A 21,408-nucleotide genomic window follows, 5' to 3' on the forward strand; every position below is an offset into this window, starting at 1 on the left:
GAGCGAAGACGTGGATTCGGGTGGGAACGTTCACTGGTGGATGACGGCGAATGAAGTATTTCCGCAGGAGGACTCGAACCACACCACCTTGCCGCCCCCTGACACCGGATCCACACCCCACTTGTCGGCCACCGCGTCCAGCAGCACGAGCCCTCGCCCGCCCTCTTCGTCCGGCCCCGACTGCGCGGGCAGCGCGGGCAGTTGACCGAACCCGTCCGCCACCTCAACCCGCACCCCGCCCGTCCGCCGCAGGATCAGCACCTCACAACGCCGGTCCGGCACATGCCGTACGACGTTGGCGACCAGTTCGGTCACGCCCAGCTCCACGGCGTCGGCGAGTTCGCGCATGCCCCACTCGGCGAGCAGCGAGCGGGCGATGGCGCGGATGTGCCGGGCCGAGTGCTCGCCGACGGTGAGGCGGAGGCGGTACTGGGAGCGGAAGGGGGCCAGGTAGGTGGGGGGAATGTATCCGTTCACGGTACGAGCCTGACCTCGCGCGACTACTTTGGGCTATGGAACGGATACAACGGGTCCCGAAGTGGGCCTAGTTGCGTGAGAGGGAGCTCTGCGTGACCCACATCAACACCCTCGACCCGGGCGCCTCGCCACTCGACTACTACGGCTTCGAGCTGCGGCGGTATCGGGAGACCGCGGGGCTGACCCAGAAGCAGCTCGGGGGCGTCGTCTACTGCACCGGGTCGCTGGTCGGCCAGATCGAGACGGCACGGAAGCTGCCCACGCTGCAGTTCAGCGAACGGGTGGATGTCGCGCTGGGGACGGGTGGGGCGCTGTCCCGGCTGCATGAGCTGGTGATGCGTAGTCAACTTCCGGCTTGGTTTCAGCAAGTGGCGGAGCTGCAAGCGCGGGCCGTGGAGATCTGCTCGTTCGAGACGCACATCGTGCCTGGCCTCCTTCAGACGCGGGCCTACGCGAGTGCCGTGCTCGGCGTCCTCGACAAGACCGACCTCGACGATCGCACCGCCGTGAGGCTCGCTCGTCAGCGCATCTTCGAGAAGGAGGAGCCCCCGGCTTTCTGGGTGATCCTCAGTGAGGCCGCGCTGTGCCAGGAGATGGGCGGTCGGGAGACCATGTGGGAGCAACTCGCCCACCTGTTGTCCTTCGAGGGCAATCCGCGGATCAACATCCAGGTGCTGCCATTTTCGGCTGGTGCGCATGCGGGGCTGCAAGGCTCGTTCGACGTCTATCGCTTTGCGAGCGATCCGACCATCGTTTACACGGAGGGGTACAGCAGCGGGCATCCGACTGCCAACCCGGACACAGTCAAGGACTGCTCGCTCCGATACGATCATCTCCAGGCCGCCGCCCTCTCCCTCAAGGACTCGGCGGAGTTGATCCGGCGCGTAATGGAGGAGCGTTATGGAGAGCACCGAGATTCTGACGGGGATCCAGTGGCGTAAGTCCAGCTACAGCGGAGATCAGGGCGGTAACTGCATCGAGATCGCCGAAACGACCACCGCTGTCGCCATCCGCGACTCCAAGAACCCGGCGGGACCGATCCTCGCCCTCGGTCCCGCCGCGTTCACCACCTTCGTCTCCTGGGCCGCGGCCGCCAAGTAGCGCCATGGATTGGTTGCCGCTGCTCTCCACCCTGGCCGGGGCCGCGATCGGCATCGTCGCCACTCTCGTCGCCGATCGGAATCGGTGGAAGCGCGAGGACGCCAAAGAAGCCCTTCGGCTGCGGCTCGACCTCTACACGCAGTACACCACCACCGTGAAGGCCCTCGGTGAGACCCTGCGGGCCCTGGCCGAGCGAGAGCACGCTTCCCACGACGAGCGGGCGCTTGCGCTGCGCGAAGCCTTTCGGGAATCAGGCATCGCCATCGCATCCGAACGGATGTGGCTCATCGCGCCCCAACCCGTCGTCAAGGCATCCAACAGCGTGTTCCACTGCCTGCGAAGCATCTGCGACGGCTACGCCGACGGCACCGCTGTCGGCAGTGCAGAGGACCGTGCGCGCTGGGAGGCACGCGGCAAGGCGGCCGCCAGGATGCGCAAGCTCATGCGTGAGGATCTCGGCGTCGGCCCACTCACCGAACGCCACAGCCCCCAGGCGGACCCTGCCGAACCGGCTACAGCCGCTGAATGATCGTGCCGGTGGCGAGTCCGCCGCCCGCGCACATCGTCACCAGCGCGAACTCCTTGTCCGCGCGCTCCAGTTCATGGAGCGCGGTCGTGATCAGCCGGGCCCCGGTGGCCCCCACCGGGTGCCCGAGCGCGATGCCGCCGCCGTTGACGTTCACCTTCTCCAGGTCCTGCTCGAAGACCTGGGCCCAGCTCAACACCACCGACGCGAAGGCCTCGTTGATCTCGACGAGGTCGATGTCCTTCAGCGACATCCCGGCCTTTCCGAGCACCGCGTTCGTCGCGTCGACGGGCCCGTCCAGGTGGAAGTGCGGGTCGGCTCCGACGAGCGCCTGGGCCACGATCCGCGCCCTCGGCCGTAGCTTCAGGGCGCGGGCCATCCGTTTCGACGCCCACATGATCGCCGCCGCGCCGTCGCTGATCTGGGACGAGTTGCCCGCGGTGTGGATGGCCGTCGGCATGACCGGCTTCAGCCCGGCCAGCGCCTCCATGGACGTGTCGCGCAGGCCCTCGTCCTTGTCGACCAGGCGCCACATGCCTTGCCCGGCGCGCTGCTCGTCCTCCGTCGTCGGGACCTGGACGGCGAACGTCTCCCTCTTGAACCGCTCCTCCGCCCACGCGGCCGCGGCCCGCTCCTGGGAGAGCAGCCCGAGTGAGTCGACGTTCTCGCGCGTCAGGCCGCGGTGGCGGGCGATGCGCTCCGCCGCCTCGAACTGGTTGGGCAGGTCGACGTTCCATTCGTCCGGGAACGGCTTCCCCGGCCCGTGCTTGGACCCCGACCCCAGCGGCACCCGGGACATCGCCTCGACGCCGCAGCTGATCCCGACGTCGATGACGCCCGCCGCGATCATGTTGGCGGTCATGTGGGACGCCTGCTGCGAGGAGCCGCACTGGCAGTCGACCGTCGTCGCCGCCGTCTCGTACGGCAGGCCCATGGTCAGCCAGGCGGTGCGCGCGGGGTTCATGGACTGTTCGCCGGCGTGGGTCACCGTGCCGCCGACGATCTGCTCGACACAGTCGGCGGGGATGCCGGTGCGGCCGAGGAGTTCGCGGTAGGTCTCGCCCAGGAGGTAGGCGGGGTGGAGGTTGGCGAGCGCGCCGCCGCGCTTGCCGATGGGGGTGCGTACGGCTTCGACGATCACGGGTTCGGCAGCCATGGGTGCGGATCCTCTCCGAGGCGCTGCGGAACTAGTACGCGTTCTAGTTCTGAGTGCAGTTTGCTGAGGGAGGCTCGCTTACCGCAAGGGTCGTGCGGGCAATTGGGGACTCCATGCCTATTGCCAGTTGTAGAACCCGTTACTACCGTCTCGGCGATCCCTCCTAGCTGATGGACCGTCAGGAGCTGCTCATGCCCTGTCCCGCGCTTCCCGACGGGTTCGACTTCACCGACCCCGACGTGCTGCACCACCGCGTGCCCCTCCCGGAGTTCGCCGAGCTGCGCCGCGCCGAACCGGTCCGCTGGATCCCCCAGTCGGGCAATGTGGCCGGATTCCAGGACGAGGGCTACTGGGCGGTGACCCGGCACGCGGACGTCAAGTACGTGTCGACGCACCCGGAGTTGTTCTCGTCCACCCTCAACACCGCGATCATCCGCTTCAACGAGCACATCGAACGCGACGCCATCGACGCGCAGCGGCTGATCCTGCTGAACATGGACCCGCCCGAGCACACCCGGGTCCGCCAGATCGTCCAGCGCGTCTTCACCCCGCGCGCGATCCGCGCCCTGGAGGAGCGGCTGCGGAATCGGGCGGGGGCCATCGCGGCGAACGCCCGTGACCGCTCCGGCCCCTTCGACTTCGTCACCGAGGTCGCCTGCGAACTGCCCCTGCAGGCCATCGCCGAGCTGATCGGCATCCCGCAGGACGACCGGGCCAAGATCTTCGACTGGTCCAACAAGATGATCGCGTACGACGATCCCGAGTACGCCATCACCGAGGAGGTCGGGCAGGAGTCGGCCACCGAACTCATCGCGTACGCGATGAACATGGCCGCCGACCGCAAGGAGTGCCCGGCGAAGGACATCGTCACCACCCTGGTGGCGGCCGAGGACGAGGGCAGTCTGCGCTCGGACGAGTTCGGCTTCTTCGTGCTGATGCTGGCGGTCGCGGGCAACGAGACCACCCGCAACGCCATCACCCACGGCATGCACGCCTTCCTCACCCACCCCGAGCAGTGGGAGCTGTACAAGCGGGAGCGGCCGGAGACGGCGGCCGAGGAGATCGTCCGCTGGGCGACGCCCGTCGTCTCCTTCCAGCGCACGGCCACTCAGGACACGGAGTTGGGCGGAAAGCGCATAAAGCAGGGAGACCGGGTAGGAATCTTCTATGCCTCGGCGAACCACGACCCCGAGGTCTTCGAGAATCCGGACGCCTTCGACATCACCCGCGACCCCAATCCCCATCTCGGCTTCGGCGGGGGCGGCCCCCACTACTGCCTGGGCAAGTCGCTGGCGGTGCTGGAGATCGACCTGATCTTCAACGCGGTGGCCGACGCGATGCCGGACCTCCGACTCGCCGGCGATCCGCGCCGCCTTCGCTCCGCGTGGATCAACGGTGTGAAGGAACTCCAGGTCAGTACCGGCTGACCCGTCCCGAGGGAGGCAGGAGCACCCCCTATCCCTACGCCCCGTTCCTGCCTCCCCCGAGACGCTCCGGGCTCATCCGGCGAGCACCGCGGCGACCCGCACGGCCATCTCCTCGCTCGTGGTCAGCGGGGTGGGGGTGTAGTGCAGGACGAAGCCGACGCGGCCGTCGCGGGTGGAGAAGACGCGGGTGCGATAGCCGTACATCTCGCCGGTCTTTCCCCAGAAGGTCAGGCCGTTCACCGTGACCTGCTGCAGTCCCATGCTGTAGCGCGCCGGGCTGCCGTCCAGCATGCGCACGCCGTCGGGCGGCAGGGTGAAGAGCATGGCCATGGCGTGGGGCGGCAGCAACGCGCCGGAGAACAGGGCCCGTTGGAAGCAGAAGAGATCGTCGACCGTCGAGACCAGCTCACCCTCGCCCCAGCAGTTGGAGACGTTGAAGACGGTGGCGTCCTGGAGGGTGCCGTCGGTCATGCGCAGATAGCCGTGGATGTGCGGGCCGTGCAGATGGGGGTCGCCGCCCGGCAGCAGGGTGTGCCTCAGGCCGAGAGGCTCGAGGACGCGGGACCTGATCACCTCGCCGTACGGCCGTCCCGTCAGCCTCTCGATGAGCAGGGCGAGGAGGACGTAGGTGATGCCCCGGTACTCCTGCTTGGTGCCGGGCCGGAACTTCAGCGGACGGTCGGCGGGGATCGTGCGGACCCACTGCTCGGGCGTCCACCGGTCGAAGCGGTGGCGCAGGACGGCCTCGGGGGTCGAGTCGTCGGGCAGGCCCTCGTGGTCGGGCAGACCGCTGGTGTGGTCGAGCAGTTGCCCGACGGTGATCCGCCCGAAGTGCGCCGGAAGCAGATCCCCGAGATGACGCCCGACCGGCGCGTCGAGCTCCACCCGACGCTCCGCCCACAACTGCAGCACGACCGTCGCCACGAACACCTTCGTGACACTCCCCGCCCGGAATCCGTCGCCGGGATGCGGCCGCCGCCCGGTGGCGACGTCGGACACACCCGCCGTGCCGTACCAGCGCTCCGCCCCTTTGGCGACGCGCAGTTGGGCGGACACGGACGGCGGATGCGCGAGGTCGGAGATCGCGGCCTGTAACGCCTCGGTGTCCAGCGACGGCCGGGCGGGAACGGCTGCCGCCGCGCGGGACGCCGTACCCGGGGCCGCGAGCAGCGCCGCGCCGGCCACGGAGCCGCGGATCAGGGAACGTCGGGAGATCGTCTGCGGAGTCATGGAGATCATGCTGCCGCCGTGCCGCACGGGCCTCATCCGGGATGTCCCCCAGACGATCCCGGACGCCGCCCCTACGAGTACGGCGAAGGCGACGACCCCGGGGATCGGGGGTCGCCGCCTTCGGTCTGTGGGCGGGGGTGGCTCAGTACCAGCCGTTGGCCTGCCAGAAGCCCCAGGCGCCGCACGGGCTGCCGTAGCGGTCCTTCATGTAGTCCAGGCCCCACTCGATCTGGGTGGCCGGGTTGGTCTTCCAGTCGGAGCCGGCCGAGGCCATCTTGTTGCCCGGCAGGGCCTGGACCAGGCCGTAGGCGCCGGACGAGGCGTTGGTGGCGTTGACGTTCCAGTCGCTCTCGTGGTCGACGATGTTCGAGAAGCACTGGTACTGGGCCGAGTCCGAGATCATCTTCTTCGCGATCGCCTGCGCCGAGGAGGACCCGCCCGTCGCGGCCTGCGAGGGCGCGGCGGCCATCAGCGTGCCGGCGGTGGCGGCGGCCAGGACGGCACCGGCGAGGGCCTTCTTCGGGGCGGAGGCGCGGCGGAAGAGGGAGACAGCGGACACGGGGAACCTTTCGTCGGGGACATGCGTCGGCGCCGCGGCCCGGTAGGGCACGTCGGCGCCGTGCGACGTCGTCAACAGAAGCAGGTCGGGATGGTGTCCGCAATGAGTGCTTTTGCTAGTTGTGGTCGTATGTGGGGGAGTCGTTGGCCGTGTGAGCTGGCTCTCAACGTGCAGGTCAGGTGCTGTTATGGCATGTGCATGGCGTCCGATTTATCCCACTAGGGTGGATCGTAGGTGAAGCGGGTCACGTGGGGTGCTTCACCTCGGGGGCGCGTCGAATGTGACCGGGCTCTCGAACGCCGCCCGGCGCGTGGCCCGCCGCAGCGCCTTGAGGATCGCCGGTCCGAGCGTGAGGGTCAGCACGACGGTGACCAGCGCCCGCCCGAGGTCCCAGCCGAGCGAGGTCGCCAGGCAGTACGCGGCGAAGCGGGCCAGATTTCCCAGCGGCCCGGCCTCGGGGTCCGGCGCGATGTTCGAGCCGTCCCGCAGCAGATACGGCCAGCCCTGCATGTTCATCACCGTGCCGTAGGCGAACGCGGCCAGGAAGCCGTATCCGGCCAGCAGGAACAGCTCCCCCCGGCCACGCAGCCGGTCCGGGCCCGGCAGCAGCCCGGCGCCCATCGTGAACCATCCCATCGACAGCATCTGGAACGGCATCCACGGCCCCACCCCGCCCGTGAGCAGCGCGGACGCGAACATCGTCACCGAGCCCAGAACGAAGCCGAAGCCCGGGCCGAGGACCCTTCCGCTGAGCACCATCAGAAAGAACATCGGCTCGATGCCGGCCGTCCCCGCACCCAGCGGGCGCAGCGCGGCACCGGTCGCCGCGAGCACCCCCAGCATCGCCACCGCCTTCGGACCGAGCCCGGATTCGGAGATCGTCGCCGCGACGACGGCGACGAGCAGGATCAGCAGACCGGTGAACAGCCAGGGCGCGTCCTGGGCGTGGGCGCTCACCTGCGAGGCGGGCAGGGCGAGAAACGGCCAGCCGAGGGCGGCGGCACCGACGGCGCTGACGAGGACGAGGGCGGCGATGGAGCGGGGGCCGAGGCGGATCGGCCGGGCCTGCCCATGGGCACCGGTCATGCCAGCGCCTCGCGGACCTGCGCGACCGTGAGCCACTGCTGCGGGGCCAGGATCTTGGTGACCTGCGGGGCGAAGGACGGGGAGGAGACGACGACGTCCGCGGTCGGCCCGTCGGCGATCACCTCGCCCTCCGCGAGAAGGACCACCCGGTCCGCCAGCTCGGCCGCCAGCTCCACGTCGTGCGTGGCCAGGACGATGGCGTGACCCCGTGCCGCGAGGTCGCGCAGCAGCGTCACCAGGCGGGCCTTCGCCGCGTAGTCCAGACCCCGGGTCGGTTCGTCGAGCAGAAGCAGCGGAGGGCGGGCCGTCAGGACGACGGCCAGCGCGAGCGTCAGGCGCTGGCCCTCGGAGAGGTCGCGGGGATGCGTGTTGTCTGCGACGCCTGGGAGGAGTTCGGAGACCAGGGTGCGGCAGGTTCCGGGCGTTGCGGCTGCGTCGGCGTCGGCGGTCGTGCATTCGGCGGCGACCGTGTCGGCGTAGAGCAGGTCGCGGGGTTCCTGGGGGACGAGACCGACGGTTCCTCCGGTGGTGATTGAGCCGGTGGAGGGTTTTATGAGGCCGACGAGGGTGTTGAGCAGGGTGGACTTTCCGGCGCCGTTGCGGCCCATGAGGGCGACTGTTTCGCCGGGGGTGATGGTGAGGTTGATGTGGTGCAGGGCTCGGATGTTGTCGCGGGTGACGGTGAGTTCGTGTGCTTCGGCTGCGTGGGGGGTTTGGGGGGTGGGGGTGGTGCGTTTGCGTCGGAACCATCGGCGGTGGGTGGGTGCGCCCAATAGCTCGGGGGGTGCTGATTGGTGGCGGGTGCGGGTTTGTTGTGGCTGGTCGCGCAGTTCCCCGCGCCCCTTAGGGGCGCCATCAAGCCGTTCCTTGAGCTGTTGCCGTAGGTCCGATGCCTGTCGTCGGGCGTCTCGGATCGTCAGGGGCAAGGGGGACCAGCCCGCCAGGCGGCCCAGGTCCACCACCGGGGGGTACACCGGGGATATGGCCATCACCTCCGCCGGGGCGCCCAGGACGGGAGGCGCGCCCGGCGAGGACAGGAGGGCGATCTGGTCGGCGTACTGGACCACTCGCTCCAGGCGGTGTTCGGCCAGCAGGACCGTCGTGCCGAGGTCGTGGACCAGGCGTTGCAGGACCGCCAGGACCTCCTCGGCGGCGGGCGGGTCCAGGGCCGAGGTCGGCTCGTCCAGGACCAGGACGGCGGGGTGCGGGGTGAGGACCGAGCCGATCGCCACGCGCTGCTGCTGGCCGCCGGAGAGGGTGGCGATGGGGCGGTCGCGGAGGTCGGCGAGGCCGAGGAGGTCCAGGGTCTCCTCGACTCGGCGGCGCATGACGTCGGGGGCCAGGCCCAGCGACTCCATGCCGTAGGCGAGCTCGTCCTCGACCGTGTCGGTGACGAAGTGGGACAGCGGGTCCTGGCCCACCGTGCCGACCACGTCGGCGAGTTCGCGGGGCTTGTGGGTGCGGGTGTCGCGGCCGGCCACCGTGACGCGGCCGCGCAGGGTGCCGCCGGTGAAGTGCGGGACGAGGCCGCTGACCGCGCCGAGCACGGTGGACTTGCCGACCCCCGACGGGCCGACGAGCAGGACCAGTTCGCCCTCCGGGACCTCGAAGTCCACGCCCTGGACGGCGGGTTCGGCGGCACCGTCGTACGTCACGGAGACGTTCTCGAAGCGGATCACGACGTCTCCTTGACAGGTGCTGGGCTGATGAAGGCCGGGAGCAGGCCGATCAGGACGGCTGCCGCCGGCCACAGCGGCAGGTCGGGCGCCACCAGGGGAACCACTCCGGGGTGCAGGGCCGCCGGATCGCGGCCGGCGGCGAGGGTCAGCAGGGCGGCGACCGCCGCGCCGGAACCGGCGACCAGCCAGGCGCGGGCGTCCCAGCGGTCCGGGCGGTAACGGGTGCGCAGGGTGCGGCGACCGCCGAGGCGGAGCCCGGCCAGGGCGGCGGCGAGTCCGGCGAGGAGGACGGGCAGACCGTAGGCGCCGCCCTCGGCGGTCAGCAGGCCGTACGTCCCGGCGCAGACGCCCAGCAGGCCGCCGAGGGTGAGCGCGGTCGTCGTACGGCGGACTCGGGGCGGGACGTCGGCGGTACGGCCGTAGCCGCGCGCGTCCATCGAGGCGGCGAGGGCGACCGAGCGCTCCAGCGCGCCCTCCAGGACCGGCAGTCCCACGTGCAGCAGGCCCCGGACGCCGGTGTCGGGGCGGCCGCGCAGGCAGCGGGCGGCGCGCAGGCGCTGGACGTCGGCGATCAGGTTCGGGGCGTAGGTGAGGGCGACGACCACCGCCACGCCCAGCTCGTAGAGGGCGCCGGGGAGGGACTTGAGGAGGCGGGTGGGGTTGGCGAGGGAGTTCGCCGCGCCCACGCAGATCAGCAGGGCCGCCAGCCGCAGTCCGTCGTAGAGGGCGAAGACCAGCGTCTCTACGGTGACCCTGCCGCCCAGGCGGATGCCCTGCGCCCAGTCGGGCAGGGGGATTTCGGGCAGGGTGACGATCACATGCGTGCCGGGGATGGGGGAGCCCAGGGCCACGGCGAAGACCAGACGGATGAGCAGGACGGCCAGGGCGAGCTTGACGAAAGCCGTGTAGGAGCGGGCCCACGGGGCGTTGGGGCGGCACGTCGCCACGACGTACGCCGAGGTGACGATGAGCAGGGTCAGGAGGAGGGGGTTGGTGGTGCGGGTGGCCGCGGTGCCCAGGGCCAGGGCCCACAGCCACCAGGCGCCGGGGTGGAGTTGTGCCCCGGCCATTACGGTCGCCGCCGCCTTGCCTGCCAGATCGCCGCCGCCCCCAGAACGGTCACCACGGCGATCCCCGCCACGAGGCCCAGCGAGGTGCCGTCGCCGGAGTCGCCCTCGGCGCTCTTGCCGGTCGGCGCCGGCTCGCGGGCGTCCGACACCTGCTCACCGCAGCCCTTCTGCGGATACCCGGCGATCGCGCACAGCAGGGCGTTGGTGTCGTAGCGCAGCGGCTTGGCGACCGCCGCCAGGGACTCCGCCGTCGTGGCGTCGGGAGCCACCCGGGCGCAGGCCGTGCGGCGGGCCGGGGGCGTCTCGCCCGACGGGGCGTCGGCCGGCGTACCGAAGTCGATGACCAGGGCCACCCGCTTCGTGCCGTCCTGCGCGGGCGTGCGCGCACAGATCACCGCGAACCCGGTCGCGCCCCTGGGCTGTGCCGCGTCGGCGGCATTCGCACTCACCGCGAAGCGGAAGCCCTGCACGTCGCCGTCGGAGGGGCGGGCGGTGGACGGGCCCTGGGTGGCGTAGGTCCAGGTGTCGCCCTCGCGCTCCCAGAAGGACCAGTAGCGGTAGTCGGCCGCCTGGGCGGCCTGGGCCGCGCCGGTCAGCAGGACCAGCGCGGCCAGGAGAAGGGCGCCGAGGCGGCGGATCACTGCCGTCCGCCCTTGTTGCGGCCGCTCAGCAGGAAGCCGATGCCGATGCCGACGACCAGGAAGACGCCGATGTACCACCAGGCGCCGAAGGGATTGTCACCGTCGTCCTTCTTGCCCTTCTCCTCCTGCTCGGCCGCGGCCTTCTGGGGTGCCGGTCCCGTCGCGTTGAGCTGCTCGACCAGGTTCGCGCCGCCGAAGTCGCGGGGGTCGGTGCCGGTGGCGTGGGCGGCGAAGATGAGCTGGGCATAGGCGGCCGGGCCGCTCTGCTCGGCCCACTTGGCGGAGTTCTGCTCCAGCCAGCGCAGCGGCTTTCGGGCGGCGTCGGCACCGGAGCGCGCGGCGAGCGCGACGACCGCGTCGGCCGTGTTGCCGTAGTCGGGCTGGTCCTCGGCGCCGGGGAGGGCGGACTTCAGATAGCCGTCCTTGGCGAGGGCCCGGGTGAGGTAGGCGGCGCCGTTGGCGGCGGTCTGCCGCGGGGTACGGTCGCCGCCGTCGGCGCAGCTCGCGTCGGAGGCCGCCGTGCCGGGGCGCACCACGAGGCCCTTGCCGAGCGCACCGAGTACTCCGGCGGCCGTGGCGTCGGCGTTGGCGACCAGGGTGCCCTTCTTGTCCGGCTGGAAGGCGAAGGCGCCCGCTCCGTCGCCCTTGCACGGCAGGGCGAGCCCGTCGAGGGCGCCGTACGGGGACTGCCCGTCCTTCACGACGCTCGCCGGCTTCTCGCCCACGGCGGCCAGGGCGCCGATCACCACGGACGTCGAGTTGGTGTCGCTGGCGCCGCCCGCCGCGTAGCCCCACCCCCCGTCCTTGTTCTGCACGGACTTCAGCCAGGACACCGCCTTGCCGGTCGCGGCGTCGTGCCCGCCGAGCGCGGCGAGCGCCTGTACGGCGGCGGCGGTGCTGTTGGTGTCGACGGGCGTCTTGGCGTCGCAGTCCTCGCCGGCGTCGGCGCGGTAGGGCGCGAAGGCCCCGCTCGCGCACTGCTGCCCCAGCAGCCAGTCCACCGCCCCCTTCGCCGGCCGCACGCCGACCGTGTCCTGCGCGAGCAGCACGAGGGACTGCCGCCAGACGCCGTCGTACGTCGGGTCGGTTCCGCCGTACAGCTCGGCGGGGTACGCCCGCGAGGGCGACGGCGACGCGGAGGGGGACGAGTCGGCGGCCACGGCCGGCGAGGCCGAGCCGATCACGACGGCGGCGGCCAGGACCGCGGCGCTGCGGCGGACGTACATGATCGGCGGGTGCCCTTCCCTAAGGGGAACCGGGCAGCGCAGGGAGGACCCCCGGCGGCTCGGCTCCGTATACCTCGACGGTGCCGTGCCCCGGCCGGCTGCCGGGCACGTGAGCCGGTCACTGTCCCGTACGCGGAGATCCGGCTCACCGGCCTTCGACGACCGGTTCACGGTTGCGGGTCAGCGCCGGATTTGCACCGGCTTTCCCCCGTACGGGTGTGATGACGACGCCGACACTCTACCCGCCCGTAACCGGGACCCCCGGGTACGGTCCTCCCCGGCCTCGACTGCCGCGCCCCTCAGGGGCGCGGGGAACTGCGCGACCAGCCACGACGAGTCCGCAGCCGACCGACGAGACATCGCGGCACTTCCGTAGTCACGGGGGGCGCCTGTCAGCCGACGACCGCCACCGCGTCCGCCTCCACCAGCACCCCCTCCCGCACCAGCCGTGCCACGACCGTTGTCCGGGCCGGAAGGGTCGGGCAGTCCGCGAAGAACTCCCGGTAGACGTTGTTGAACTCGGCGAAGTGGGAGCGGTCGGACAGATAGCAGATGCAGCGTGTGATCGAACTCCGGTCGCCGCCCGCCGCCGCGACGACGGCCTCGACGTTGGCGAGCACCTGCCGTGCCTGTGCCCCGAAGTCGGCGGGCATGGCGCCGGTCGCCGGATCCAGCGGTCCCTGGCCGGAGGTGAAGAGCAGGGGCCCGTTGCGCACACCCTGGGACAGCGGCGGCTCGCTGCCGTCGGCGAAGCGGACGAAGGGGGCGAGGTCGGTGCGGACGGGTTCCACGGCGCCACGGCCCTGTCGTGGGGTGGGGCCGCCGAAGGGGAGGTGGAGGGTCCGGGAGGCGAGCAGCCACCGGCCGTCCACGCGGCGGAACGTGTCCTCGTAGTGGCCGACCTGGACGGGCGGGGCGGCCGGCACCATGGCGCCGGACCAGCCCTCGACGCGGTACGTCGTGAAGTACGACGTGGCCTCGGCCGTGTCCGCCGACGTCACCGTGACGCGGATGTTGGACATGACCCGCCGCGAGAGCTTGTCCGCAGGCCGCGCGCCGAAGTACGTCCGCAACGCCTCCCGCCCCTCGAAGCGGCGCCCGTCCCCCGGAGGGGGCCACTCCCACGTGCCGTCCTCGGTGAACAGCTCGGCGACCAGGGCCGGTTCGCCGAGGTCGAGGCGGTGGACGAAGTCGAGGATGACGCGCTCACAGGCACGCTCGGCGAGGAGTCGGTCCAAGGGGGCCAAGACGTTCGGCGTGTTCATGGTGACCGTTATACGGCCACGTACGTCACCGGTTCACCCCCCGCCACCGCCTCCGCCCGCCCCAGCTTCACCAGCCGCCGCAGATGGGCCTCGGCCTCCGAGACGGCGATGTTCCGCGATCCGTACGGGATCTGCTCCCAGGGCCGGTTCCACTCCATGCGCTCGGCGAGCTGCCAGGGGGTGAGGGGTTCGGACAGCAGCGCCAGCAGTCCGGTGAGGCGTTCCTCGTGGTGGTCCAGCAACTCCCGTACCCGGGACGGGGCGTCGGTGAAGGCGTGCTGGTGGGCCGGGAGGATCTCGGCGGGGGCGAGACGGCCGACGCGTTCGAGGGAGGCGAGGTAGTCGCCGAGCGGGTCGGTGACCGTCGCGTCGTCGGGGTCCTCGTACAGGCCGATGTGCGGGGTGATCTCGGGGAGCAGGTGGTCGCCGGAGAACAGGCGGCCGTGGCCGGGCAGTAGGGCCGGGTGCTCCTCCTCCAGGTGCAGGCAGACGTGGCCGGGTGTGTGACCCGGGGTCCAGATCGCGCGCAGGCGGCGGCCGGGGAGGTCGAGGAACTCGCCGGGGACGATCTCGCGGTCGGGCGGGGCGGGGGAGAAGCCGGGCAGGGTGCCGGGGCGGCGGGCGGTGCGCAGGGGGGCCACGTGGGCGTCGGGGGCGCCGGCCGCCGTGAGCTTGGCCGCCATGTAGGAGAACCAGCGCTCGGGTCGCGTCGCACGGGTGCGCCGTACGATCGCCGCGTCCGCCGCGTGCATCGCGATCCAGGCGCCGGAGGCCTCGCGCACCTTGCCGGACAGGCCGTGGTGGTCGGGGTGGTGATGGGTGATCACCACGCCGTGGATCTCGCCGGCGGAGGTGCCGCAGGCCGCGAGGCCCTCGGCGAGGGTGTCCCAGGACGTCGGGTCGTCCCAGCCGGTGTCGACGAGCACCGGGCCCCGGTCGGTGTCGACGACGTACACGAGGGTGTGGCCGAGCGGGTTGTCAGGGATGGGGACCTGGAGGGAACGGACGCCGCCGCCGTGGTCGTACACCTGCGCCATGGGCTCCCCAATCGCCGCGACACGTTCCGGCCGACCCGGCCACTATAACTAGAACGCGTTTCGATGGGAGCCCGAGTCATCCAGGCTTGGCGTAGTGGGATCCGTGGACTCCTCGTAGGGGAACTGGTATCAGTTCCTGAAACAGCGTCAGAAACCAAGGAAACCCGCTCCAGCTCCGCAGGAGGCGTCGGCCATGACCGAGCTCGTGGAACACGGACAGCTTTTCATCGGCGGGGAGTTGACCGACCCCCTGGGCAAGGGCGTCATCGAGGTGATCTCGCCGCACACGGAACAGGTCTACGGACGCGTGCCGCACGCCTCGCCGGCCGACGTCGACCGGGCGGTCGCGGTGGCGCGCAGGGCGTTCGACGAGGGGCCCTGGCCGCGGATGAGCCTCGACGAGCGGATCGAGGTCGTCACCCGCATCAAGGACGGCATCGCCGCACGGCACGAGGAGATCGCCCGCGTCATCTCCTGCGAGAACGGCTCCCCGTACTCCTGGAGCGTCCTCGCGCAGGCGCTCGGCGCGATGATGGTGTGGGATGCGGCGATCACGGTCGCGCGGAACTTCACGTACGAGGAGACGCGCGACGGCGTCCTCGGCAAGATCCTCGTCCGGCGCGAGCCCGTCGGGGTCGTGGCGGCCGTCGTCCCCTGGAACGTCCCCCAGTTCGTCGCCGCCGCCAAGCTCGCACCCGCGCTGCTCACCGGCTGCACGGTGGTGCTCAAGCCGTCGCCGGAATCGCCGCTGGACGCCTACCTCCTCGCCGAGATCGCGAAGGACGCCGGGCTGCCGGAGGGGGTGCTGTCCATCCTCCCGGCCGACCGCGAGGTGAGCGAGTACCTCGTCGGGCACCCGGACATCGACAAGGTCTCCTTCACCGGCTCGGTGGCGGCCGGCAAGCGCGTCATGGAGGTCGCGGCCCGCAACCTCACCCGCGTGACGCTGGAACTGGGCGGCAAGTCGGCGGCGGTGGTCCTGCCGGACGCGGACGTCGAGGCGACGGTCGCCGGAGTGGTCCCCGCGGCGTGGATGAACAACGGCCAGGCGTGTGTGGCCCAGACGCGCATCCTGCTGCCCCGCTCGCGCTACGACGAGTTCGCCGAGGCCTTCGCCGCCGCGGCCGGCGCGCTGGTGGTCGGCGACCCGCTGGACCCGGCGACCCAGGTGGGCCCGCTGGTGGCGGAGCGGCAGCAGCGCCGGAACCTCGACTACATCCGGATCGGCCAGGAAGAGGGCGCGAAGATCCTGACGGGCGGCGGGCGTCCGCCGGGGCTGGAGAAGGGCTGGTACGTCGAGCCGACGCTCTTCGGAGACGTCGACAACTCGATGCGGATCGCCCGCGAGGAGATCTTCGGCCCGGTGATCTGCCTCCTGCCCTACGGCGACGAGTCCGAGGCCGTGAAGATCGCCAACGACTCCGACTACGGCCTGAGCGGCAGCGTCTGGACCGCCGACACCGGGCACGGCATCGAGGTCGCGCGCCAGGTCCGTACTGGCACCTACTCGGTGAACACCTTCAGCCTGGACATGCTGGGCCCGTTCGGCGGCTACAAGAACTCGGGCCTGGGACGCGAATTCGGCCCCGAGGGCTACGGCGAATACCTGGAGCACAAGATGATCCACCTCCCGGCCGGCTGGGAGGCGTGAGCGGGCATGGGTGACCGCTGGCACGTCGAGGTCGACCGGTCGGTGTGCATCGGCTCGGCCCAGTGCGTCCACCACGCCCCCGACGCCTTCCGCCTCGACACCGGCCGCCAGTCCCATCCGGCCGACCCGGAGACCGACGCGAACGAGCAGATCCTGGCGGCGGCCGAGAGCTGCCCGGTGGAGGCGATCGTGATCACGCTGCTGGGGAGCGGGGAGCCGGTGTTTCCACCGGAGGAATGAGCGACCGTATGGCCAGAAAAATCCCTTTCCGGGGGGTTCATTTCCGGCTGTATGTTCTATCCTGGAGATAGGCCTACGGGACGAGTGAGGGAGTTCGAACCGGAGTAGCCGACTCTGGCAGGAAACAGACGGTTTCCGCCGGGGCCGACGTCGACGGTCCGGGCTGAGAGGCCGGAAAGTCGGAGGACCGAGAGGTCCGAAGACCGGAAGGCGACCCCTATCACCTGATCCGGGTAATACCGGCGAAGGGAACCCGTCTCGTAGGTCATTCGTGTGCCCGCCATGCCCGCTCCACCTCCTCGAACTGTTCGCTGTACGCGCCCTCGGGGAGCGCGGCACGCAGGCGGGGCAGGTCGGAGGGGCGGAAGAGATCGAAGGCTTCCCTGGGGAGGGCGGCGAGGATCTCCGAGGTGTGCGTGACGAGCCAGTCGTCCAGGCCGAGTTCTGCGGTGAGGCGGAGGAGGTCTATGAGGGCGGTGGGGTGCGTGGTGGCTACCGAGCGGAGATCAAGGTTGTGGAGCAGGTTGTTGTAGTGCCCGGCGTCGAATGACGGCGGTGAGTTCCACCAACGCCAGGTGCGGGTGGAACGGGCCAGCTGGGTCATCATCAGCAGGACCTGCACGAAGTGATCGTTCCGGAGCATGTCCGTCCGGAGGTTTTCCAGTGGTGCGGCCATGTCGGGGCTTCCCCGTTCCAAGGCGTGGTGGACGCAGTCCAGCAGCAGTCGCACCGTCGTCGAGGTGAGCGACGGGTAACGCATCAGTGCCGTGTGCACCTGGGTCAGCAACGAAGCGAAGGTCTTGTCAGGCAGGGCCGGCGCGTCATGGACCAGTTGACGCAGCACGGCTTCCAGATAGGACGCGCGTTCGCCATCGGGCAGCGTACGGACGTGGTCGAAGCACTCCGTATACAGGACGGGCAGCGTCTCGGGGCTGTACACGTCGCGCGTCAGCAAGGCGACGAGCGGTTGCACCGGCGATGTGAGCCGGTCGTCGACGGTGACGACGAATTGGGAGACGGCGCTCGGCCACTGGAGCAGCAGCGGATAGCCGATGTGCAACAGATGCTCGCTGTCGACATCGCCGACGAACAAGATCCGCTCGATCAGCTCTACGGCCCCGTGGTCGGCGAGCCGCTCCTCCAGTCCGTCGGACAGGGACCTGCGGGTCTGGGGAGGTGAGGGGGTGACCGGCCAGTTGACGTCATGGTCAACGAGTGGCGTCCGGCGTGTGGTGATGCGCAGATCCCCGTCCCCCTCGCTCGGGTCCAGCGGATGGGCGCGATAGCGGCGCTCGGGATGGAGGGTCGAGGAGAACGCGCGCCATGAGGTGGGGGACAGCTGCGCCTGCCACCCCAGGGCATGCCGTCGCCAACCCGCCGCCGCGCCCTCGCTGTCGTCGACGAGGTCCGACGCGTACACCTCACCCACCGCCAGCACCGCGACCAGCACCAGGTTCGCCTCGTACACCGCGTCCCGGTACGCCCGGCGCAGCCGTACCGGCGCGTACCCCACGGAACCACGGTGCTCGGGGTCCCACGCGGCCGCGCGGAAGAAGGAGATGAGCGGAGGAAGGAGGCCGGGGCGTGCGCGCCCCCTCGGCCATGTTGCCAGCATGTCCCGCAGGTTCTGCACGAGCTGGGCGCGGTCCGTGAGCGGAGCGAAGGACAGCAGTGCGTACAGCTCGCCGTCGTCCCAGGGGCTCCCGCTGTCGACGAGCCCACGCAGCGCCTTCTCGATCAGCCGGGCCGCCAGATGTTCGCCGAAGGTCGCGTGCATGAACTCGTAACTGCGCAACCGTTCCTCCGTGACGACGGCCTGTGCCTCGTGCACGAAGAAGAAGCGACCGAAGAGCAGCCCCGATCCGTCATTCGACTCTCCGAGCGCCCGCAGGTCCCGGTCGGCCTCCTCGCCGCTGATGGCTTGAGTGCCACGGTGGAACATGGAGATCGCGATCACGGACAGCCGGTGCAACTCCCGGTCGACGGCCATGTCCGCCTCGGCCGGGGGCAGGGGGCCGTCCTTGTCGACCTGGCGACGGACGAACTCCGTCAGCAGCTGGTCGTACAGCTGGGTACGGGTGATGTCCTTGTCCTGCAGGCGATACAGGGCGTTGCCGACAGCGTCGTACAGCGCCAGCATGAGCAGCAGCAGCGGCTGGGCCGCCAGGTCCCGGTGCGGGCGGACGACCTCAGGGGACAGGGGGAGAAGCTCGGTCTGGGCGAAGTAGACCTTGTTCGCGGTGTTCCAGATCCTGATCCAGTGGTCGATCTCCCGTTCGTCGAAGGGCTCGAGGCGTAGGACCTGACTGGCGGCCGGGATGTCCGCGCGGTCGGCGACCACGGTGCGGCTTGTCACGATCACGATCAGCGGGCGGCCCTGCCGTGCCTCACGTTTCTGGAACTCCTCGATCTCCTGCAAATAGCCCCACTGGCGCGCCTGACCAAGCTTGCGCGCTCCTGCCTGCAGCAGTTCGTCGAAGCCGTCGAGCAGGACCACCAGGAGGGGGCCGGACTCCTGCTCCGCCCAGTCCGGCCAGCCGATCTCACGTCCCGTGGCGCGTCTCAGCGCGTGCTCCAGCTGTGCCTGTACGTCCTGCTCGGCGGGCGTGTGCCGCAACTCCACCCGCAGGGTGCGGAACTCACGGGCCGGCAGCCGGGCCGTCAGCAGTTTCGTGAGCAGCGACTTGCCCGCGCCGGGGTGCCCGAGCACGACGAGCGGTGCCAGGAGGGCGGGGAGGCCGAGGAAGTGCGCGGCGAGGAACTGCTCGATGTCGTCGTGCAGCGGCTGCTCGTCCCACCATTTGTCCGAGGCGATCACCGCCCGCGCCTCCCGAGGCGCGGCGGCGAGACGGAAGCGGGGGGTGATGTACCCCTCCGCGAGGCTGGGCAGCCGTGGCCCCGGGGAATCGAGGGCGGCGATCGGGCTGCGGAGGACCGCCGCGGGCGATGTGGGGGGACCGTCTCCCACCGCGAACTCCGACAGCAGGGACCCGAGTCCGGTCAGGCCTGTGGTCGTGGTGGCCCGATTGCCCGGTTCTGCGCCCGACAGACCCGCTCCCAGCGCGAACTCGGGGCAGGACCTGGCCAGCGGGCCGGCCAGCCATGCGTAGCTGACGGCGATCGGCGACAGCACGTCATCCTGGTCGCTGCCGAGGCCCGTCAGCGCGGGCGTGTGCGCCGCGTGGCCGCCCTCTGTCAGGCGGTAGATGTCGTTGTGGACTTGGGCAGGATCCGAGTTCCGCACCACGGCCGCCGCCACCAGCACTACTCGGGCGGCCTGGATCAGGGCGGCGCGTGCCACGCCGTGGGCCGCTCGCACGCGGGCCGGAAAGTCCGCGAGCAGATCGCCCAGGATTCGGGGCCTGTCCTGCCCGCCCTGCCGCGCGGACATCAGCGCGTACACCGCGGGGGTCGCCTCGATACGCCCCCCGGCCAGCAGGCGCACCGCCTCGTCGACGCCCATGCCGGCGCATGCCGTCGCGTCGGGCGCCGAGACCGGTGCGCCGGGCGGGACCGCGACCGGTACCGGTGGCGGAGCGGGGACGACCGGCGAGGGACCCGACGTGGCATGTCCCCGTGCCGTCTCCGCCGTCCGCTCCAGCTCCGCATGCCGGCTCTTCCACCACTTGACCTCAAGGCTCATGCCCTCCGGCGGTGCCCCGCCCCCGTGCCGCTCGGCACACAGGCCGACGATGGTCCGGACGACATCCCACTCCGGGACCTTGCGCCGTCGCCCGGCGAGCAGCTCCGAGACCGAGCTGGTGCTGCTCAGCCCGAGCGCGTCGGCGATCTCCCGCTGCGATACGCGACAGGTGCTCACGAGCCGGCCCAGTGCTGCGCAGAAGTCCGCGACCGGGCCGGTCGTCGGTGCGGCCAACTCCCCAACCCCTTCCGTGTGGTTCGGCGAATGACTCCGAACGATACGGCCTGACCTGCGCGTTCCGCCGGGAGTTCGGGGCAAGTCGGGGTTCGGCCGGGACGGTGTCCTCGGCGGCGATGGTCGTGGCATCAGCCGTTGGCCGTCCGTCCCGGAGGAGCACCATGACCCTTCAAGCGCCCCTGCTTTTCGCCGCTCTCGTCTTCCTTTCCGTGTACGTCGGCGTCGTCCTGCCCGCCGTATGGTCCCGCCGTCCTGCCCGCCGTACCGCTGCCCTCAAGGTCCTCACCCAGTTGCTCAGCGCCCTGCGGCGATGGAGGAGGCGGTGACCCCCGCCGGGGCCTACACGCCCTCGCCCGGCGCCGTCAGGTCGATCAGGCGGCACACCGTCTCGATGTCGATCTTCACCTGGGCGATCGAGGCGCGGCCCGACAGCCAGGTGATCAGGGCCGAGTGCCAGGTGTGCTCGATGACGCGGACGGCGGAGAGCTGCTCGGGTGTCGGGTTCTCCAGCCCCATAGCGTCCAGGATGATCACCGTGGTCTGCCGGGAGACCTGGTCGACCTCGGGGGACACGCTCCGGTCGGCGAACGTCAGCGCCCGGACCATCGCGTCGGCCAGATGCGGCTCGCGCTGCAGGGCGCGGAAGGCGCGCATCAGGGTCTCCGCGACCCGCTCCGCGGCCGTCTCGCCCTGCGGGGGCTTCTTCCGCAGCGTGCCGTGCATGTGCTCGAGCTGGTCCTGCATCGTGGCGACCAGCAGATGCACCTTGGACGGGAAGTAGCGGTACAGCGTGCCGAGCGCCACCTGCGAGGACTCCGCGACCTCCCGCATCTGGACGGCGTCGAAGCCGCCCCTGCTGGCGAGCTGCGCGCTGGCGTGCAGGATGCGCCGGCGGCGGGCCTCCTGCCGCTCGGTGAGGGGCGGTGAGGAGGGGCTCGCGCTACTGACTTCCGCAGGCATGGATCCCGTTCCGTGACAGTCGGTGAGGGTGAGTGACCGGACAGAGCATGCCAGGGCGTCGGCCGTGGCGTGAATCACCCGATCCCTCGCTCACAGCGGCGCTACCTGCCGGTAGATTCAGAGCCTCTTGAACGATCAAGTCTGAAACTTGTTCTAGATTAGCGTCCCGTCGTAATCTCGCGGGACAGAGCAGGGAG

Annotated in this window: 20 protein-coding genes and 1 pseudogene; 7 read left to right on the top strand and 14 right to left on the bottom strand. The window is 70.7% G+C overall.

Annotation, left to right across the window (positions count from 1 at the left end; all coding sequences use genetic code 11):
* Window positions 1–30 precede the first annotated feature (30 nt).
* The gene (locus IM697_RS09930) at window positions 31–477 is read right to left on the bottom strand and encodes an ATP-binding protein (RefSeq protein WP_194046665.1); all 447 of its coding nucleotides are present in this window, start codon (window positions 475–477) and stop codon (window positions 31–33) included.
* 92 nt (window positions 478–569) lie between these two features.
* Here IM697_RS09930 and IM697_RS09935 point away from each other — a divergent pair, with 92 nt between their 5' ends.
* The 3 genes from IM697_RS09935 to IM697_RS09945 are packed head-to-tail and all read left to right on the top strand — an operon-like array spanning window position 570 to window position 2,107.
* A complete protein-coding gene (locus IM697_RS09935; RefSeq protein ID WP_194046667.1) occupies window positions 570–1,418 on the top strand; it encodes a helix-turn-helix domain-containing protein in 849 nt (282 codons plus the stop codon).
* Entirely contained in the window at window positions 1,378–1,578 is a 201-nt protein-coding gene (locus IM697_RS09940) for a DUF397 domain-containing protein (RefSeq protein WP_194046669.1), read from the top strand. The genes IM697_RS09935 and IM697_RS09940 overlap by 41 nt, the downstream gene beginning before the upstream one ends.
* 4 nt (window positions 1,579–1,582) lie before the next feature.
* Complete coding sequence (locus tag IM697_RS09945) at window positions 1,583–2,107, top strand: hypothetical protein (protein ID WP_228044605.1); 525 nt, start codon at window positions 1,583–1,585, stop codon at window positions 2,105–2,107.
* On the opposite strand, the gene IM697_RS09950 is transcribed toward IM697_RS09945, so the two are convergent.
* Window positions 2,091–3,260, bottom strand: coding sequence for a steroid 3-ketoacyl-CoA thiolase (locus tag IM697_RS09950; RefSeq protein ID WP_194046673.1), 1,170 nt, complete (start codon window positions 3,258–3,260; stop codon window positions 2,091–2,093). The genes IM697_RS09945 and IM697_RS09950 overlap by 17 nt on opposite strands.
* A 191-nt stretch (window positions 3,261–3,451) precedes the next feature.
* Between IM697_RS09950 and IM697_RS09955 the strand changes: the two genes are divergently transcribed.
* Complete coding sequence (locus tag IM697_RS09955; protein WP_194046675.1) at window positions 3,452–4,687, top strand: cytochrome P450; 1,236 nt, start codon at window positions 3,452–3,454, stop codon at window positions 4,685–4,687.
* A gap of 72 nt (window positions 4,688–4,759) precedes the next feature.
* On the opposite strand, the gene IM697_RS09960 is transcribed toward IM697_RS09955, so the two are convergent.
* From IM697_RS09960 to IM697_RS10005, 10 genes and pseudogenes are all read right to left on the bottom strand, one after another.
* Entirely contained in the window at window positions 4,760–5,917 is a 1,158-nt protein-coding gene (locus IM697_RS09960; protein WP_194046677.1) for a serine hydrolase domain-containing protein, read from the bottom strand.
* Between the two features lie 142 nt (window positions 5,918–6,059).
* Window positions 6,060–6,476, bottom strand: a complete 417-nt coding sequence (locus IM697_RS09965; protein ID WP_194046679.1) for an aggregation-promoting factor C-terminal-like domain-containing protein — start codon at window positions 6,474–6,476, stop codon at window positions 6,060–6,062.
* Window positions 6,477–6,734: 258 nt separating this feature from the next.
* Window positions 6,735–7,562, bottom strand: a complete 828-nt coding sequence (locus IM697_RS09970) for an ECF transporter S component (protein WP_194046681.1) — start codon at window positions 7,560–7,562, stop codon at window positions 6,735–6,737.
* Window positions 7,559–9,241 carry an ABC transporter ATP-binding protein gene (locus IM697_RS09975; RefSeq protein ID WP_194046683.1) on the bottom strand — a complete coding sequence of 561 codons (1,683 nt, stop codon included), beginning with the start codon at window positions 9,239–9,241 and terminating at the stop codon, window positions 7,559–7,561. The genes IM697_RS09970 and IM697_RS09975 overlap by 4 nt, the downstream gene beginning before the upstream one ends.
* Complete coding sequence (locus tag IM697_RS09980) at window positions 9,238–10,311, bottom strand: energy-coupling factor transporter transmembrane component T (protein WP_194046685.1); 1,074 nt, start codon at window positions 10,309–10,311, stop codon at window positions 9,238–9,240. Before IM697_RS09980 ends, IM697_RS09975 begins: the two co-directional genes overlap by 4 nt.
* The gene (locus tag IM697_RS09985; RefSeq protein WP_194046687.1) at window positions 10,311–10,952 is read right to left on the bottom strand and encodes an SCO2322 family protein; all 642 of its coding nucleotides are present in this window, start codon (window positions 10,950–10,952) and stop codon (window positions 10,311–10,313) included. Before IM697_RS09985 ends, IM697_RS09980 begins: the two co-directional genes overlap by 1 nt.
* Window positions 10,949–12,178, bottom strand: a complete 1,230-nt coding sequence (locus tag IM697_RS09990; protein WP_194046689.1) for a prenyltransferase/squalene oxidase repeat-containing protein — start codon at window positions 12,176–12,178, stop codon at window positions 10,949–10,951. The genes IM697_RS09985 and IM697_RS09990 overlap by 4 nt, the downstream gene beginning before the upstream one ends.
* A 392-nt stretch (window positions 12,179–12,570) precedes the next feature.
* Window positions 12,571–12,969, bottom strand: coding sequence for a RidA family protein (locus tag IM697_RS09995; protein WP_194049659.1), 399 nt, complete (start codon window positions 12,967–12,969; stop codon window positions 12,571–12,573).
* A 15-nt stretch (window positions 12,970–12,984) separates the two neighbouring features.
* A pseudogene (locus tag IM697_RS10000) lies at window positions 12,985–13,443 on the bottom strand (nuclear transport factor 2 family protein); the annotation flags it as partial.
* A gap of 8 nt (window positions 13,444–13,451) precedes the next feature.
* Complete coding sequence (locus IM697_RS10005) at window positions 13,452–14,480, bottom strand: MBL fold metallo-hydrolase (RefSeq protein WP_194046691.1); 1,029 nt, start codon at window positions 14,478–14,480, stop codon at window positions 13,452–13,454.
* Between the two features lie 193 nt (window positions 14,481–14,673).
* Between IM697_RS10005 and IM697_RS10010 the strand changes: the two genes are divergently transcribed.
* Together IM697_RS10010 and IM697_RS10015 are read left to right on the top strand one after the other, a co-directional pair.
* Window positions 14,674–16,131, top strand: a complete 1,458-nt coding sequence (locus IM697_RS10010; protein WP_194046693.1) for an aldehyde dehydrogenase — start codon at window positions 14,674–14,676, stop codon at window positions 16,129–16,131.
* 6 nt (window positions 16,132–16,137) lie between these two features.
* Window positions 16,138–16,371 carry a ferredoxin gene (locus tag IM697_RS10015; RefSeq protein WP_194046695.1) on the top strand — a complete coding sequence of 78 codons (234 nt, stop codon included), beginning with the start codon at window positions 16,138–16,140 and terminating at the stop codon, window positions 16,369–16,371.
* A gap of 265 nt (window positions 16,372–16,636) precedes the next feature.
* Here the strand turns inward: IM697_RS10015 and IM697_RS10020 are convergent, their stop codons facing one another.
* Entirely contained in the window at window positions 16,637–20,248 is a 3,612-nt protein-coding gene (locus tag IM697_RS10020) for an NACHT domain-containing protein (RefSeq protein ID WP_194046696.1), read from the bottom strand.
* Window positions 20,249–20,412: 164 nt separating this feature from the next.
* Here IM697_RS10020 and IM697_RS10025 point away from each other — a divergent pair, with 164 nt between their 5' ends.
* A complete protein-coding gene (locus IM697_RS10025) occupies window positions 20,413–20,577 on the top strand; it encodes a hypothetical protein (protein ID WP_194046698.1) in 165 nt (54 codons plus the stop codon).
* 13 nt (window positions 20,578–20,590) lie between these two features.
* On the opposite strand, the gene IM697_RS10030 is transcribed toward IM697_RS10025, so the two are convergent.
* The gene (locus IM697_RS10030) at window positions 20,591–21,211 is read right to left on the bottom strand and encodes a TetR family transcriptional regulator (RefSeq protein ID WP_194046700.1); all 621 of its coding nucleotides are present in this window, start codon (window positions 21,209–21,211) and stop codon (window positions 20,591–20,593) included.
* Window positions 21,212–21,408 lie beyond the last annotated feature (197 nt).

It is taken from the genome of Streptomyces ferrugineus, assembly GCF_015160855.1.
In the GTDB taxonomy this organism is placed as follows: domain Bacteria; phylum Actinomycetota; class Actinomycetes; order Streptomycetales; family Streptomycetaceae; genus Streptomyces; species Streptomyces ferrugineus.

Excerpts from the sequence above, each read along its gene's own strand:
- IM697_RS09940 (WP_194046669.1), top strand. The coding sequence starts at position 1,378 with ATGGAGAGCACCGAGATTCTGACGGGGATCCAGTGGCGTAAGTCCAGC.
- IM697_RS09960 (WP_194046677.1), bottom strand. The coding sequence starts at position 5,917 with ATGACTCCGCAGACGATCTCCCGACGTTCCCTGATCCGCGGCTCCGTG.
- IM697_RS10030 (WP_194046700.1), bottom strand. The coding sequence starts at position 21,211 with ATGCCTGCGGAAGTCAGTAGCGCGAGCCCCTCCTCACCGCCCCTCACC.
- IM697_RS10025 (WP_194046698.1), top strand. The coding sequence starts at position 20,413 with ATGACCCTTCAAGCGCCCCTGCTTTTCGCCGCTCTCGTCTTCCTTTCC.
- IM697_RS09955 (WP_194046675.1), top strand. The coding sequence starts at position 3,452 with ATGCCCTGTCCCGCGCTTCCCGACGGGTTCGACTTCACCGACCCCGAC.
- IM697_RS09980 (WP_194046685.1), bottom strand. The coding sequence starts at position 10,311 with ATGGCCGGGGCACAACTCCACCCCGGCGCCTGGTGGCTGTGGGCCCTG.
- IM697_RS10005 (WP_194046691.1), bottom strand. The coding sequence starts at position 14,480 with ATGGCGCAGGTGTACGACCACGGCGGCGGCGTCCGTTCCCTCCAGGTC.
- IM697_RS09990 (WP_194046689.1), bottom strand. The coding sequence starts at position 12,178 with ATGTACGTCCGCCGCAGCGCCGCGGTCCTGGCCGCCGCCGTCGTGATC.
- IM697_RS09945 (WP_228044605.1), top strand. The coding sequence starts at position 1,583 with ATGGATTGGTTGCCGCTGCTCTCCACCCTGGCCGGGGCCGCGATCGGC.
- IM697_RS10015 (WP_194046695.1), top strand. The coding sequence starts at position 16,138 with ATGGGTGACCGCTGGCACGTCGAGGTCGACCGGTCGGTGTGCATCGGC.
- IM697_RS10010 (WP_194046693.1), top strand. The coding sequence starts at position 14,674 with ATGACCGAGCTCGTGGAACACGGACAGCTTTTCATCGGCGGGGAGTTG.
- IM697_RS09950 (WP_194046673.1), bottom strand. The coding sequence starts at position 3,260 with ATGGCTGCCGAACCCGTGATCGTCGAAGCCGTACGCACCCCCATCGGC.
- IM697_RS09970 (WP_194046681.1), bottom strand. The coding sequence starts at position 7,562 with ATGACCGGTGCCCATGGGCAGGCCCGGCCGATCCGCCTCGGCCCCCGC.